This window comes from Cytobacillus firmus DS1, from assembly GCF_000565285.1.
Classification (GTDB): domain Bacteria; phylum Bacillota; class Bacilli; order Bacillales; family Cytobacillaceae; genus Cytobacillus; species Cytobacillus firmus_A.
Genome location: NZ_APVL01000009.1, coordinates 213641 through 229413 on the forward strand (window position 1 = coordinate 213641; position 15773 = coordinate 229413).

The window sequence follows — 15773 nt, forward strand, 5'->3', positions numbered from 1 at the left end:
CATTCACCCTTCCAGCAATCGACTTATTTCCCGGGAAACAGAATTCCACAATTCTCGATGCTCGGTTAAATTCCTGTCCCGATTTGTCGTAATTTCCATTACCTTCAAACCAGGTATGTCCATGTTCCGTTTGAAGGCGGAAATGAAATGTTCCCAATCCGATATTAAATCATATTCGCCGCCAAACATCTTAATGGCATGACTGAAATCAAGATCCAGCGGTGTTCCGAACAGTTTTTCAAAATTTCTGGGGTGATTTGCCTGCGGCAGGAATGAAAAAATTCCGCCTCCATTATTATTAATCAGCAAAATATTGATATCAATTCCATACTGTTTAGAAGCAATTAAGCCATTTAAATCATGAAAAAATGTTAAATCACCCAGCACAAGATAGAGCGGCTGTGATGACATTCCAGCACCAAGAGCAGTTGAAACTGTGCCATCAATGCCATTTGCTCCCCTGTTAGCCATTACTTTAATGCCTTTTTGATTAAAATGGAAAAAAGTATCCAGGTCCCGTATAGGCATACTGTTTCCTACAAATAATGTCGAGCCTTCCGGCAGCATTTCAGCGAGCTGGAAAAATAATTTACCCTCGCTCAATTCATCAGCTTCATTAATATCAGCAAGCCTAACTCTTGTAAGATCATTGATCTTTTTCCATAGTGCAATGAATTCATCATTCTCTGAAGTGTTTAAATATGATGTGACAGATTCACAGAACAGTACCTCATCGCAATGAATCATTTCGGTCGAGAGCAGTGAAGGATCACGCCATCCGCCGCCCCCATCAACAATAATCTGCCGGGCAGCACTGTTTTCTTTCATGAAAATGGACAATGGCTTTGATACAGGCGTAGCACCGAAGCGAATTATGACATCGGGCTTAAGCGCTTTTTTTGCATCGTCATTTTTCAAAAAGGTATCATATGCATCCATAATGAAGCTGCCATCGTGCAGTCCGCTTCTCAACTGTGATAATGGATCGGCAATGATCGGAAAGTTCAGCTTTTCCGCCAGTTTAATAACGGCAGCCGGGAAGCCGGATTTTTCCAGATGACCGCAGACTATAATCCCTTTTTGTGCGCAGTTTAAAACCTGTGCCATTTCTTTATACTCTTCGTTAGGCAAACTAAGCTTGCCACCCTGAATATTTACATACCCCTCTGTTCGTTCACTAAGGCCAAATAAATCAGCACGATCCAGCTGGGGAACTAGCGGCTCACGGAAAGGGAAATTAAGATGAACAGGTCCAGCCGGCGAACTCTTAGCGGCGGAAGCTGCTCTCGCACATACTGTTCGGGCATAACGCAGCATTTCTGTTGAATTCTCAGGAGGAGCCATTTCAACAAACCACTTTACATTATTACCGTACAAATGGATCTGATCGATCGCCTGTGGAGCACCAACATCCCTTAGTTCATGAGGCCGGTCCGCAGTAAGTACAATTAGCGGCACTCTGGAATACCGGGCTTCCACAATGGCAGGATAGTAATTGGCTGCAGCCGTTCCGGATGTACACAGCAAAGCTGCTGGTCTTTGGGATGCTTTTGCAATCCCCAACGCAAAAAAGGCAGCCGAACGCTCGTCTACATGAATATGTACACGAAGCTCCGGATGCTCTGCCATTATCATTGCCATTGGGGTAGACCGGGAGCCGGGACTGACCACGACATCCTCTACCCCGCTTTTTACTAATTCAGCCACAAATGCGGCTATATATGAAGTTAAAGCTTCCTGATGATTCACTTTTCATAACCCCCAAGAGCCGTAAGCATTGGCCGGAATTTAATCTTTGTTTCCTGGTATTCGCTTTCGGCATTTGAATCCTGTACCACTCCGCAGCCTGCAAATAAGGATGCCTCATTCCCCTGAATAAGACCGGACCTTATGGCAACAGCATATTCGCCATTTCCTCTAAAATCCATCCATCCTAATGGAGCCGCATAAAAGCCGCGATCCAGTTCTTCTGCTTCTCTGATTTTTTCTACTGCTTCTCTTTTAGGGAGGCCTCCAAGAGCAGGAGTCGGGTGAAGACGGTCGACTAAAGCAAGTAGTGAAGCATCTTCCCTGGTTTTTCCTATTACAGGAGTATATAGGTGCTGAATATCCCGCATCTTCATCAGCTGCGGCTCATTCGGCAGTTCAACTTCTGTGCAGGATTCTTCCATTGCTTCTTTTATCATATCAACCACATATTGATGTTCAGTCAAGTTCTTCTGATCATGCAATAAGGCTTCTCCAAGGATATGATCATCTTCTTCCGTTTTGCCTCTGGGGATGGAACCTGCCAGACAAGTTGTAAACACGCTTTCCCCATATTTTTTTATAAGGCGTTCAGGAGAGGCTCCAATAAAGCAGTCACCGTTTGATTCAAACGCAAAAATAAAGCTTTCACTTTGCATTTTCATCAGATTTTGGAGAACTCTTTCAATCTCAATCGGCTTTTCATAAATGAGCCTTGATTCCCTCGCAAGCACAACCTTTTTTAATAGGGATCCTGTTTTTAGTTCATCAACAATTTCATCCACTGTCTCCATCCATTTTTCCGGATTGATATCTGCTTCTTCCTGAAGAGTATTTGCACTCTCAGGATGATAATCATTGATTGAACCTATCAGCATGCTTCTTTCAGCCGCTATCTTTTCAAAAAGTGATTCACTATCATGCTGTGTACAGACAACATTTGTTGTCAAAAAGGCTTGTCCATTGATTTCACTGTACATATAAGCCGGCACATGAAAAAGGGAATTGGAATACTTCGACCAAAGCTTTGTTTTCTGCTTCAGCGGGTCAAAAGAAAAACCGCCAAACATCACTGGCCCTGTTGCATTCTCATTATAAGGATTAAAAATAATACTATTATTAATAAAACGCTTCCATTCCTTTTCAACATGATCAAATCTGCCAGTACTCTCGTCTGACTGGATTTGCCTGCAAATGCCAAGCCCGATTATATAAGCTTCACCGGAAGGATCCTTCCAGAAAAAGCGTTCACCAAAAAAACGGCTCTTTCCTGCCGCATAAAAAGAAAGGGGTTCTATATGATTTATTTTTTTGACTTCACTCACTAAAACAGGCTTTGATAAGGCTTTGGCCCTCTCAATCGCCTCATGGATCCCTTCTTTTAGTTCCGTATCTTGTATCGTAACCAAAAAAATCCCTCCAATAACAGCTTAAATTGCCGTTATCCTACTTTAAACTTATTCTAAGATACACCTGTGATTCAAGGAATGTCAATGATGTCAATCCAGCCATTCTTTTATTGTATCCTTTATATTATAGCTTACTTTTGGCATCTATAATATCAATTAACTCAGGTTCACTTTAAATAACTGTTACGTTAAACCACTAATGGAAAATACCGGTACAATTTACGGCAATAATACGTTGACACTCCTGCTGTATTTACCTAAACTTAAGGTGTTTAGTATAGTTAGGCTTAATGGGGCTTACTTTGACAATACCCAGATAATCGGTTAAAATAAACAAGTTTGAATGATGCAATAAATGATACCATTACAGAATAGATAATTAAGGGGAGAGTTATCATGCAACCACAAGCACAGACCAATTTTCCGCCTGCTTCCAGCTCAAAGAACTGGAGAGTCTGGTGGCAGCTGACCAGGCCTCATACTTTGACCGCTGCTTTTGTTCCGGTTTTGCTTGGAACAGCTCTTGCAATGGAACTTACCGAAATAAATTTCAGCCTGTTTTTTGCCATGTTGGCGGCAAGTCTGCTGATTCAGGCTGCTACTAATATGTTTAACGAATATTACGATTTCAAAAGAGGGCTTGATACCGAAGACTCTGTCGGAATCGGCGGAGCGATCGTCCGTGAAGGAATCAAACCAAAAACGGTCCTGAATTTAGCCTTTGGGCTTTACGGAGTTTCGATATTGCTTGGTTTCTACATTTGCATGAACACAAGCTGGTGGATTGCAGCAATTGGACTAGCCTCCATGGCAGTAGGATATTTATATACAGGCGGTCCGCTTCCTATAGCTTACACACCATTTGGTGAGTTATTTGCAGGTTTTTTCATGGGCATGCTAATTATCCTTATTTCTTTCTATATCCAGACAGGAACCGTAACCGCAACAAGTGTTTTAGTTTCGTTCCCTATATTAATTCTTGTTGGCGCCATTCTGCTGGCCAATAATATCAGAGACCTGGATGGCGATAAGGAATTCGGCCGTAAAACATTGGCTATTCTTTTAGGAAAAAAAGGAGCGATTAACCTGCTCGCCGGTATGTTCATCGTGTCCTATGCATGGGTCTTCATATTGATCGCCATGAACATCATAACACCATGGCTGGCTATTGTTGTCCTTAGTGCACCTAAAGCCATTAAAGCAACAAAAGGCTTCATCGGCAAAACACTCCCGATGCAAATGATGCCCGCGATGAAAGCAACTGCACAGACAAATACAATCTTTGGCTTTCTTTTATCAGTTGGCCTGTTTATCGGATATCTTTTATAAACATTTAATAAACCTCTGCTTTTATGGCAGGGGTTTTTTGTTTGGAAAAAAACAGCAGAAATCGCAAATCTAGTTTCATCCCATTTTTAACGGGTATTTTTTACTTAAGGAAGAGGCAGGCCTTAAAATTATTTCTTCCGTTATGATTTTGCAAACTACGTCCATACTAAACCCATATGGACTAAGATTTGATATCCGGCGGAGCAAAAATGACAGAGCTCGGCTTTTATTATAGGCCTTTCTATCAGTTCAGCAGGCTTTTTATACAAACCATCAAAACCAAGGATGTGACATAATATGTTGACCAATGAACAAATCAGCACTTTAAAAAAGGAATTGAATGATGAGAAGGAATCACTGGAATCCCAGCTGCAGGGCAATAAAGAAGGCAGTCTGGAAGGAGCAAGTGCCAGAGATGCAGTAGGAGAGCTATCTCTGTATGATAACCATCCCGCAGATATGGGTTCTGAACTTTATGAACGCGAAAAGGACTTTGCATTAGAAGAGCACCATGACTCTGAACTCAATAAAGTAAATGCAGCACTGCAGGCAATTGAAGACGGTTCATACGGCAAATGTAAACAGTGCGGTTCTGAAATTCCATACGAGCGGCTGGAAGTGATCCCGGCAACCCTGTACTGTAAGGAGCATAGTCCTGAACAAAATGTGCCGGGAGACCGTCCTGTTGAGGAAGATGTGCTTGAACCTGCTCATGGAAATACCTTTCAGCATCATCAATTCAGGGAAGTAGTAGATAATGAAGACAGCTTTCAGGAAGTTGCCCGTTTTGGTACTTCTGAGACACCCTCTGATTTAAGGGGCGACTATGAAGATTATAACTCCCTTTATAATGAAGGACATGATGACGAAGGCTTTACAGAAGATTATGAGACATTTGTCGGAAATGACCTTGAAGGCAAGGAGAGAAAAATCTATCCTTCCAAGAAACAGGAAGAGTATGAAGCCATGCTGGATGAAAATGATATCGAAGCACCATATGGTGATGTGCCGTATCATGAGACTGACGGCTATGTGGATGAAGATAAAGATTAAAGTAAAAGCGATGCAGCTGCATCGCTTTTTTATGTCAAATGGCAAAATAAGATACCCTTATTTATAGTTTGGATTCGATATCCTGGATAATCTCATCAATCGTATCGGAAACATCGTTTGTGCGGCGGGCAATGGAGATGCTGAATTCCAGCAATTCTTTATAATTTTTCACCGGAATAGAATCATTTGTTTTCTCGAATTCATTTAGTTGCAGTCCAATATTTTGAAGATGCAGCAAAACTTCTTCCATTGATCCTCTCTCGATTTGGTACACTTAACAGCTACCCCCTTTATATCTAATGATTTCATTATCAGGGTTTTTAAACCTTTTTTGTAGTGGAAATTTTTTCTAATAATTTTAATTTACCGAGTAAAACTGCTTCACATAGGCAATATTATTTTAAGAATAAAATGCTGGGAGGCTCATTATGTCCGCACGAATGAAAGCAGCATGCTTTTCAGAATACGACAAACTTGAACAAGTATTGTTATGTGAACCGAAGTACATGACGATAGTGGATACCATTAATGAAACGCAGAAGCATTATGAAAAAGAGGGAATTAATATCGACATGGCGATGAAACAGCACAGGCATTTTGTCAGTGCATTAAAGGATCAGGGAATCGAAGTCGTTTTGCTGCCCCCGCTTGAAAAATATCCTGAGCAGGTTTTTACCCGTGACATAGGATTCACGCTTGGAGAAAAGGTTTATGTTGCCGAAATGGCAGCTGATATCCGGCAGGGAGAGGAAAATGTTCTGAAACAATGGCTGGAAGTAAACCAGGTTCCTTTTTACAATCTTACGGGTGACCGTATAGAAGGAGGAGATGTACTCATCGATGGCCAGACTATATATGCCGGAGTCAGCAGCCGGACCCACGAAGAAGCAATTGAGCATCTTCGCAGCCTTATGCCAGATTATGAAGTCATATCCGTCCCCTTCACTGATACATATCTTCACCTTGATTGTGTATTTAATATCATTTCACCAGACGAAGCTCTTATTTTTCCAGGAGAGATTCACGGGGAAAAAGTAAAAATGCTGGAATCACGCTATGATTTAATAAAAGTGACGGAAGAGGAGCAATTCACACTAGGAACGAATGTCCTCTCAATTGGCAATAAAAAAGTATTTAGTCTTCCCGTTAATAAAAATGTCAATAAAGAGCTGAGAGATAGAGGCTACCAGGTTATCGAGGTGGATATCACAGAAATCATCAAATCAGGAGGAGCCTTCCGCTGCTGTACCATGCCGGTTAGACGGAGTAAAGGATAGATCCTCTGTTCAACACAAGAACAGCCTCTTCTCACGAGAAGGGCTGTTCTTCTTTTTACTTATTCATCATCTCAACGCCAGCGGGTTTGATTTTCCATATTTCGCGCGCATATTCGCTGATTGTCCGGTCGCTTGAAAAATAACCTGAACCTGCAATGTTCATTAAGCTCATTTTCAGCCAATGATTCCGATCCTCATAAGCCTTCCCGGCTTCTTTCTGAATATTGACATACGAAGCAAAATCCCTCAAGACAAAGTATTGGTCATTTTCCATCAGCAGTGAGTCAAAAATAGGCTCGAACTCATCATCAGCATCCGGGAAAAATCCATTCACAAGCTGGTCGGTCACCTGGCGGATTCGCTTATCATGATGGTAATACTCCCTGGAATTATAACCGCCATTTTGGTAATAGCTGAGCACCTCATCTGCTGTTAATCCAAAGATGAAGATATTGTCATCTCCTGCTTTTTCTTTTATCTCAATATTGGCTCCATCCAGTGTGCCTACTGTCAAAGCGCCATTCATCATGAATTTCATATTGCCTGTGCCGGAGGCTTCCTTGCTCGCTGTAGAAATCTGCTCGCTGATATCTGCAGCGGGGAAAATTTCCTCCGCCAGCGAAACCCGGTAATTTTCAAGAAAGATAACCTTTAGAACATCTCTCGTTTGCGGATCGTTGTTTACCTTTTCAGCAACCGTATTAATTAATTTGATGATTTTCTTTGCGTAGTAATAGCCAGGGGATGCTTTTGCCCCGAATATAAAAGTCCGGGGGTGCATGCGAAAATTGGAATCTTCCTTCAGCCTGTTATATAGATGCATAACATGAAGAATATTTAACAGCTGGCGCTTATAAGCATGCAGACGCTTAACCTGAATGTCAAAAATGGAAGACGTATCAACCTTAATGCCCTGCTGGTCCTGAATGCGCTTTGCCAATCTTTCCTTGTTCAATTGCTTAATCTGATGCAGCTGTCCAAGGAAAACTCTATCATCCTTAAAATCTGCCAGTTCGTTAAGCTTTTCCGGTTCCCTAATCCAGCCTGCCCCAATGGTCTCATTTATAAGACCTGACAAAAGCGGATTTGCTTTCAGCAGCCATCTTCTGTGTGTAATCCCATTGGTTTTATTATTAAATTTATCAGGGAAAATTTCATAAAACTGATTCATTTCCCGCTTCTTTAAGATTTCTGTATGAAGGGCAGCAACACCATTTACGCTGGAGCTGCCGACTAGGGCAAGGTGTGCCATTTTCACCTGGTCATGTGCGATGATGGCCATATCCTCAATCCGCTTCCAGTCACCCGGGTATCTATCCCAAAGTTCGCGGCAAAAGCGCTCATTAATTTCATTCACTATCATATAAATCCGCGGAAGCAAGGGCTGGAAAATGCGGACTGGCCATTTCTCCAAAGCCTCTGAAAGAGTTGTATGATTCGTATAGGCAATCGTCCGGACCGTAATATCCCAGGCTTCTTCCCATCCCATTCCCTCTTCATCCAGCAGGATTCTCATAAGTTCAGGAATGGCAAGGACCGGATGTGTATCATTAATATGAACGCTCACATATTCATGGAAATCTCTTAAACTAGTATGCTGCTTTCGATAGGAACGTACAATGGAACGGATACTGGCCGAAACAAGAAAGTATTGCTGCTTCAGCCTCAGTATCTTCCCCTCATCATGGGTATCATCAGGATACAGAAACTCGGAAACAGATTCGGTTTCCCGCTTATATTTTAAAATATCATGATTTACAGGATAAGGAGACGGCTCAGCATTCCAAAGCCTTAGAGTGTTAATCGTATCTGTTTGATACCCGGCCACAGGCATATCGTAAGGAACAGCCGAAATTGTCTCAGCATTCACATGGCGGAACACAAGCCTGCCGTTCTCCTCTGCCGTTTCGACTTTGCCCCAAAAAGGAACTTCGATTGCCAGATCTGCTTTTCGAACTTCCCAGACATGGCCGTTCCGAAGCCACTGTTCCGGAAGCTCCACCTGATAGCCATCCACAATTTTCTGCTCAAATAGGCCATGCTTATAGCGAATTCCGCAGCCATGGCCAGGAAGGTTTAAAGATGCCAGCGAGTCCATAAAGCACGCCGCCAGCCGTCCCAGTCCCCCGTTCCCAAGCCCTGCATCTGCTTCGATTTCTTCAAGGCGGTTGAGGTCAATGCCCAGATCAGCCAGGCCATCTTTTACAACCTGCTCAATTCCCAGGTTTATCAGATTATGATGAAGCAGGCGACCCAATAAAAACTCGATGGATAGGTAATATACCTGCTTTTCACGGTCGATGCGGTATCGCTCATTTGTATTAATCCACTCTGTGCTCACATGTTCCCTGATCATATTTCCAAGCGTGAAGTATTGATCTCTTTCTGTACTTTCACCAAAGCTTTTTCCGCAGGTCATCTCCAGTTTTTTCAGGAATTCCTCTTTGAACTCATCACGGTCAGAAAACATGGCTTTCACTCCTTGAAACAAGGCCTGCATATAGCTGATTGTATTTGAAAGCAGATTGTGCCCAACTGTTATCCATTCCCATTGCATTTTTCATAATCTGCTCCCATATTTTGCTGTCACTGTAAAAGCTTATTGCTCTTCGAATGGTGTACAGCATGTCATGGGCATTAAAATGGCTGAAGGAAAAACCATTTCCTTCTCCTGTGTATTCATTGTAAGAATGAACAGTATCATTTAAACCGCCTGTTTCCCTGACGATAGGAATGGATCCATATCTCATCGCAATCATCTGCCCTAACCCGCAGGGCTCAAATTGTGAAGGCATTAAGAATAAATCGGACCCTGCATAGAATTCATGTGCAAGGCCTTCATCAAACCCAATATATGCTTTGCACTTATCTGGGCAGCCCGCTTCCATCTCCCTGAAAAATTGCTCAAATTCAGGATCTCCAGTTCCCAGAATCAGGACTTGAACATCGCCCTGCATAAGCTCATGGAACACACATTTTACAAGGTCCAGGCCCTTTTGCTTTGTCAGCCTCGTAACCATGGCAATCAAAGGAACCTTTTCCTTCACCGGCAAGCCGAATTTTTTCTGAAGATGAACTTTATTCTCTTTTTTAATCTGCAGCTTTTCAGCGGAATACTTCTCTATTATATAAGGATCCTTCTCAGGATTATAAAATTCATCATCAATCCCATTTAAGATTCCTTCCAGGTCACAAGCCCTGCGCTTCAGCAAATCATGCAGCTTCTCACCGTAATACTCTGTTTGAATTTCATCTTTATACGTAGGGCTGACTGTTGTAATCTTATCAGCAGCGACAAGTCCGCCTTTCATAAAATTGATATTTCCGAAGAATTCAAGCTTATCCGGATGAAAGTGGCTATAGTCAAGCCCTAATAGATCCCCTAAAGCAGTACCCGGCATAATCCCCTGAAACTGAAGGTTATGAATGGTGAATACTGTCCGAATGAATTCATACCCCTTTTTCGCACGATACTCAACCCTGAGCAGAAAAGGAATCATCCCGGTATGCCAATCATGGCTGTGAATGACATCTGGATAGTAATCAATATGCTGAAGAGCATCCAGCACGGCCCGGTTAAAATAGGCAAACCTCTCTCCATCATCATAATAACCGTATAATTTTTCACGGTTGAAGTAGTATTCATTATCAACAAAATAGAATAGGATTCCCTGATGCTCAAGTTCCTCAATTCCGCAATACTGGTTTCTCCAGCCTACCTGAACTGTAAACTCGCACCTTTTAGTCATTTTCTTTTTTAAATCATCTGATATGGAACCATACTTAGGAAGGATAACCCGTACGTCAGTCCCCTGCTTGGCAAGTTCTTTCGGGAGAGAACCGGCTACGTCAGCAAGACCTCCGGATTTAACAAATGGAACACATTCAGAAACAGCAAACAATACTTTCACGAGTTCATCAGCGCTCCTTGTACGGTGCCTTTGCGAATAACCAGAGGCATTTCATGTCTTCCCTCAATCCTGGCACCGGATTCTACCTTAACATCTTTATCTAAAATAACGGAGTCTAAAACACAGTTTTCTCCAATTTGGGTTTTTTGCATAATTATGCAGTTTTTCACGACTGAACCCTTGCCAATTTTTACCCCGCGGGAGATAATGCTGTTCTCGACTGTCCCTTCAATCATGCATCCATTCGCAATCATCGAATTCTTTGCACTCGCACCTTTCATATAACGGGTTGGCGGTTCATCCTTTACTTTTGTATAAATCGGCTGGCTGCGCAGAAAAATATTTTTCCATGCCTCAGGTTCCAATAGCCCAATGCTTGCCGCAAAGTAATTTTCAATGGAATCAATCATGACAGCCAAACCAGTATATTCATAATTGCATATCGTGTACGAATGGTGGATATCTGTAACAACATCACTCATACACGTGTATCCTGTTTCGTTTCTATTTTCTATTAAATTAATAAGCAGCGAAGTTTTTACAAGGTACATTTCAAGGGAGCGTCCATCCTGACGAACAACTGTAATGTCACACCCCGTCATAATATGTCTATCCAGAACAGGCCTGAAGTCCATATTAAAAACGGTAAAACAGTTTGAGATCAATGCATACTCCTGCTTGCTGCGATAAAAATAATCCAAATTGGCAGCAAAGTGATTAAAAGATCCGATCCCTTTACTTGGACTATCCAGCAAAGGAGACGGGAAAAAGAATAGCCCATCCCTTTTTCTATTCAGGTCCCAGTTTTTCCCTGAACCAAGATGATCCATTAAAGAGCGATACTGATACTTCGGAAATATAGCCACACTCTCAATATCCGAGTTGACCATATTGGAGAGAACAAAATCGATCAGCCTATAGCGGCCTGCAAACGGAACAGCTGCGAGCGACCTGTGTACTGTCAATTCCTCTAAATCTTCATGGTAGGTTGTTGCGTCTATTACACCAAGCATTCTCTTCTTCATGACATTCCCTCCCGTTTTATTGGCCAGGAGCCGTTTTGGCATCCAGCTGTAAATTAAGAACAAATTCCCTGTATCATTTCCTGTGTTATCAGAATAATTTCATCATCTTCTTCGGAAGCACTAATCACAACGCCATCAGGAATGTTCATTCCGCTTGGCACAATCGCTTTTTCAATATAAACATTTTCGCCAATCACAGCATCAGGCATGATGACCGATTCACGGATCACCGTATTCTTCCCAACCAGAACCCCTTGGAATAGCACTGACTTTTCAATTTCGCCCTCAACCGTACAGCCTTCATTTATCAAGGACTCTGCAACCTCTGCCTGAGTTGAAATATACTGTGGAGGGTGATTCGGATTCACCGAATAAATCCGCCAGTCATGATCAAAAAGATTCAGCTCGCATTCATCATCCAGTAAATCCATATTTGCTTCCCACAGGCTCTTAACTGTACCAACGTCCTTCCAGTAACCATTGAACGGGTATGCGAACAGCCTTTTATTTTCGTCAAGCATTAATGGAATAATATCCTTTCCAAAGTCATGACTTGATTCCGGATTGCGGTCATCCATTTCCAAATATTCCTTTAAAACAGACCAATTAAATATATATATTCCCATGGAGGCCAGATTATTTTTTGGATATGCCGGTTTTTCCTCAAATTCTGCGACCCGCATCTCGTCATCCGTGTTCATGATGCCGAATCTGCTTGCCTCCGGCCAAGGCACTTCAATAACAGAAATAGTGGCATCAGCACCTTTTTCAATATGATAATTCAGCATCAGCTCATAATTCATTTTATAAATATGATCACCCGATAAAATCAGGACATATTCAGGATCATACTGCTTTAAATAGTTAAGGTTTTGATAAATGGCACTGGCTGTTCCTGTATACCATTTGACCTCCGATGATTCGCTGTAAGGGGGCAGCACTGTCACGCCGCCGTTCTTTCTATCAAGATCCCATGCGCTGCCTATGCCAATATACGAATTCAGAACCAGCGGCTGGTATTGTGTCAGAACACCGACTGTATCGATTCCGGAATTAGTGCAATTGCTCAATGTAAAATCAATGATCCTATACTTTCCTCCAAAAGGAACGGCCGGTTTCGCCAGGCTTTTTGTCAGAGAACTAAGCCTGCTCCCTTTCCCTCCTGCTAATAGCATTGCGACGCACTTTTTCTTTCCCATTTTCTTTCCTCTCCTTCCGATGTTTTACAGGGCGTAATATTGAAATGCCAAATGGCGGGATAGACAATTCCAAACTGAATGGCTTTCCATGAAATTCTTTTTCCTCACTCTTAATGACCCTCTTGTTGATGCAATTTGATCCTCCAAAGCTATCACTGTCACTGTTAAGTATTTCCCGATAAGTTCCCATATTTGGAACGCCTATACGGAATTTGGGATATATAGCCGGTGTAAAATTGCAGACAATCACGAGATAATCATCCTCTTTAGAGCCTCTCCTGATAAAGGAAAAGATGGATTGGTGTGAATTATGACAATCAATCCATTCAAAGCCACCCTGAAGGTGATCAAGCTCAAAAAGAGGCTTGGAACGTTTATAAACCTTTATTAATTCTTTCACATAATCATTTGCCTTTTTATGCATCTCGTAATCCAGCAGATGCCAATCAAGCTGTTCTTTGTCTTTCCATTCGGAAAACTGCCCGAGCTCACTTCCCATGAAAAGAAGCTTCTTGCCGGGATGGGCAATCATATAGCCTAGCAGGAGCCTGTATTGGGCAAACTTTTGCCAGTAATCTCCCGGCATTTTATCCAGCAGCGATTTTTTCCCATGGACAACTTCATCATGTGAAAAAGGCAGTATGAAGTTCTCTGTAAAAGCATACAAAAGCGAAAATGTCATTTTCCCATGGACACCAGATCGCCTCTCGGGCTCTGTTTCCATATATGTAAGAACGTCATTCATCCAGCCCATATTCCACTTGTAATGAAAACCCAGCCCTCCATAATGAACTGGTGCAGTTACTTGCGGCCAATCTGTTGAATCCTCTGCCATCATGAGAAAGGAAGAATCATATTGCGAAACCACTTTATTAAGGTTTTGCAGGAAAAGGGTACCAAACGGATTTTCTGTTTTTCCATCCCGGTTCGGCCAATAAATTATATTAGCCACCGCATCAACCCGAAAGCCGTCAATATGGTATTTCTCCATCCAAAAAACAGCGTTGGAGATAAGAAAGCTCTGCACTTCATTTTTGCCGAGATCAAAATTGGCGGTTCCCCAAACCCGGTTCTCTCTGTCGCCTTCTGTTTCATACTCATACAAATACGAGCCATCAAACTGATAAAGGCCATGGGCATCTTTGCAGAAGTGCCCCGGCACCCAGTCCAGAATGACCCCAATACCATGTTGATGGCACTGATCAACAAAATACATAAAATCATGCGGGCTGCCATAACGGCTTGTAATGGAGTAATAACCTGTACCCTGATAGCCCCAGGAAGCGTCGAGCGGATGCTCAATTAGAGGAAGCAATTCTATATGCGTAAACCCATGCTCTACCACATAAGGAATGAGCTCATCTGCAAGCTCCCGGTAGGTATACAGACTTCCAGATTCTTTTTGCTTCCACGAACCCAGATGTACCTCATAAATGACCGCAGGCTCTGTAAAAATAGGCTTCTTTTCTTTTTTTAGCATCCATTTGCTGTCATTCCACTGATACCCGTCCAGCGAATATACTTTAGAAGCTGTATTAGGCCTTACTTCTGAAAAAAAGCTATAAGGATCAGCCTTTAATAGCATATCTCCTCTCTTTGTTTTAATTTCATACTTATATAAGGCACCTTCCATGTTTCCATCCAGCTGAATAATCCAGACACCTTCATTATTCACTCTATGTAAGGTATAGCCATCTCCATTCCAATCATTAAAATCACCGACTAGTCTGATAATTTCAGCATTCGGTGCCCACACACAAAAACGGGTAATCACTGCTTCTCCGTTTGATACTACATGTGCACCAAATAACTGGTGACTCTCATAAAATGTCCCTTCATGAAACAAATGCAGCTGATAATCGGTTGGAAATAAAGTATCCACTACCATCCTTCTCCCCACCCAGTCTCGTTTCTTTTGACTTTCCTGTTATATTCGCTGCACCTTTGAAAAGTCCTTGTAAAAGTTTTTTTAATTTTATGACAACAACGTTCATATTCCGCTAATAACCGATAGCATTTTGCCCATTTTAACAGTCTTCGACATAATCTCCGGTAAACTTAGACAAAATAAAACAAAATATGCAAGTAAAAAATGAAAGGAGAATAATATTTTGAGCAATAAAGAAGAGGAGCATTTATTGAATGAGGCATCCAAAGAGGAAATAAGGATTCCGCTATTTGAAGCACCGGATGGAAAGATTATGGCCACTGGTGATATGTTTAGAGGCCCATATACGGGTATATCCTCTGATATCGACTTGAATAATCCCGGCAATAAATTAAGCAGGGAAGAAGAGAGGTATGATTAAAAACAGAGAAGCTGCTAACGGGGGGGTAAACTGGAGCAGAACAGACAACAAAAAAGCTGCCAACAAATTGTTGACAGCTTTTTTGTATGACCCCTACGGGATTCGAACCCGTGTTACCGCCGTGAAAGGGCGGTGTCTTAACCGCTTGACCAAGGGGCCAATATGGCGGAGAAGGAGGGATTTGAACCCTCGCGCCGGTTACCCGACCTACACCCTTAGCAGGGGCGCCTCTTCAGCCACTTGAGTACTTCCCCATATATGGCTCCGCAGGTAGGATTCGAACCTACGACCGTTCGGTTAACAGCCGAATGCTCTACCACTGAGCTACTGCGGAACAATAATATAAAATGGTGGGCCTAAATGGTCTCGAACCATCGACCTCACGCTTATCAGGCGTGCGCTCTAACCAGCTGAGCTATAGGCCCATTTTGTCTAGCTTCGGCTCCTGTGAACAGTCGCCTACGCATTTCATTTTGGAGCGGGTGAAGGGAATCGAACCCTCATCATCAGCTTGG

The 15773-nt window shown here is 42.4% G+C and carries 12 protein-coding genes and 4 tRNA genes; 4 read left to right on the forward strand and 12 right to left on the reverse strand.

The window, feature by feature from the left end:
* Window positions 1-3 precede the first annotated feature (3 nt).
* Window positions 4-1749: a 2-succinyl-5-enolpyruvyl-6-hydroxy-3-cyclohexene-1-carboxylic-acid synthase gene (gene menD, locus PBF_RS13885; RefSeq protein ID WP_035330428.1), complete on the reverse strand. Its 1746-nt coding sequence runs from the start codon at window positions 1747-1749 to the stop codon at window positions 4-6.
* The gene (locus tag PBF_RS13890) at window positions 1746-3155 is read right to left on the reverse strand and encodes an isochorismate synthase (RefSeq protein ID WP_035330429.1); all 1410 of its coding nucleotides are present in this window, start codon (window positions 3153-3155) and stop codon (window positions 1746-1748) included. The genes menD and PBF_RS13890 overlap by 4 nt, the downstream gene beginning before the upstream one ends.
* Window positions 3156-3551: 396 nt before the next feature.
* Here PBF_RS13890 and PBF_RS13895 point away from each other — a divergent pair, with 396 nt between their 5' ends.
* Window positions 3552-4484, forward strand: a complete 933-nt coding sequence (locus PBF_RS13895; protein WP_035330430.1) for a 1,4-dihydroxy-2-naphthoate polyprenyltransferase — start codon at window positions 3552-3554, stop codon at window positions 4482-4484.
* Window positions 4485-4781: 297 nt separating this feature from the next.
* Window positions 4782-5537, forward strand: a complete 756-nt coding sequence (locus tag PBF_RS13900) for a TraR/DksA C4-type zinc finger protein (protein WP_035330431.1) — start codon at window positions 4782-4784, stop codon at window positions 5535-5537.
* A 61-nt stretch (window positions 5538-5598) separates the two neighbouring features.
* Here the strand turns inward: PBF_RS13900 and PBF_RS13905 are convergent, their stop codons facing one another.
* Window positions 5599-5811 (reverse strand): hypothetical protein, encoded by a 213-nt coding sequence (locus PBF_RS13905; RefSeq protein WP_035330432.1) that lies wholly within the window; start codon window positions 5809-5811, stop codon window positions 5599-5601.
* A 154-nt stretch (window positions 5812-5965) separates the two neighbouring features.
* Here PBF_RS13905 and PBF_RS13910 point away from each other — a divergent pair, with 154 nt between their 5' ends.
* Window positions 5966-6814, forward strand: a complete 849-nt coding sequence (locus PBF_RS13910; RefSeq protein WP_035330433.1) for a dimethylarginine dimethylaminohydrolase family protein — start codon at window positions 5966-5968, stop codon at window positions 6812-6814.
* Between the two features lie 55 nt (window positions 6815-6869).
* Here PBF_RS13910 and PBF_RS13915 read toward each other — a convergent pair whose 3' ends face one another.
* The 5 genes from PBF_RS13915 to glgB are packed head-to-tail and all read right to left on the reverse strand — an operon-like array spanning window position 6870 to window position 14837.
* Window positions 6870-9284 (reverse strand): glycogen/starch/alpha-glucan phosphorylase, encoded by a 2415-nt coding sequence (locus PBF_RS13915; protein ID WP_035330434.1) that lies wholly within the window; start codon window positions 9282-9284, stop codon window positions 6870-6872.
* Complete coding sequence (gene glgA, locus PBF_RS13920) at window positions 9274-10725, reverse strand: glycogen synthase GlgA (protein WP_035330435.1); 1452 nt, start codon at window positions 10723-10725, stop codon at window positions 9274-9276. The genes PBF_RS13915 and glgA overlap by 11 nt, the downstream gene beginning before the upstream one ends.
* Entirely contained in the window at window positions 10722-11750 is a 1029-nt protein-coding gene (locus PBF_RS13925) for a sugar phosphate nucleotidyltransferase (protein ID WP_035330436.1), read from the reverse strand. The genes glgA and PBF_RS13925 overlap by 4 nt, the downstream gene beginning before the upstream one ends.
* Window positions 11751-11803: 53 nt before the next feature.
* On the reverse strand, window positions 11804-12949 hold the full coding sequence (locus PBF_RS13930) for a glucose-1-phosphate adenylyltransferase (RefSeq protein WP_035330437.1): 1146 nt from the start codon (window positions 12947-12949) through the stop codon (window positions 11804-11806).
* On the reverse strand, window positions 12891-14837 hold the full coding sequence (gene glgB / locus PBF_RS13935) for a 1,4-alpha-glucan branching enzyme (RefSeq protein WP_035330438.1): 1947 nt from the start codon (window positions 14835-14837) through the stop codon (window positions 12891-12893). The genes PBF_RS13930 and glgB overlap by 59 nt, the downstream gene beginning before the upstream one ends.
* Before the next feature lie 223 nt (window positions 14838-15060).
* On the opposite strand from glgB, the gene PBF_RS13940 reads away from it, so the two are divergent.
* Complete coding sequence (locus tag PBF_RS13940) at window positions 15061-15258, forward strand: hypothetical protein (protein ID WP_035330440.1); 198 nt, start codon at window positions 15061-15063, stop codon at window positions 15256-15258.
* Window positions 15259-15345: 87 nt separating this feature from the next.
* On the opposite strand, the gene PBF_RS13945 is transcribed toward PBF_RS13940, so the two are convergent.
* From PBF_RS13945 to PBF_RS13960, 4 genes are all read right to left on the reverse strand, one after another.
* A tRNA-Glu gene (locus PBF_RS13945) sits at window positions 15346-15417 on the reverse strand.
* Between the two features lie 4 nt (window positions 15418-15421).
* A tRNA-Ser gene (locus tag PBF_RS13950) sits at window positions 15422-15512 on the reverse strand.
* Between the two features lie 5 nt (window positions 15513-15517).
* A tRNA-Asn gene (locus tag PBF_RS13955) sits at window positions 15518-15592 on the reverse strand.
* Window positions 15593-15606: 14 nt separating this feature from the next.
* Window positions 15607-15683: transfer RNA gene (locus PBF_RS13960), tRNA-Ile, on the reverse strand.
* Between the last annotated feature and the right edge of the window lie 90 nt (window positions 15684-15773).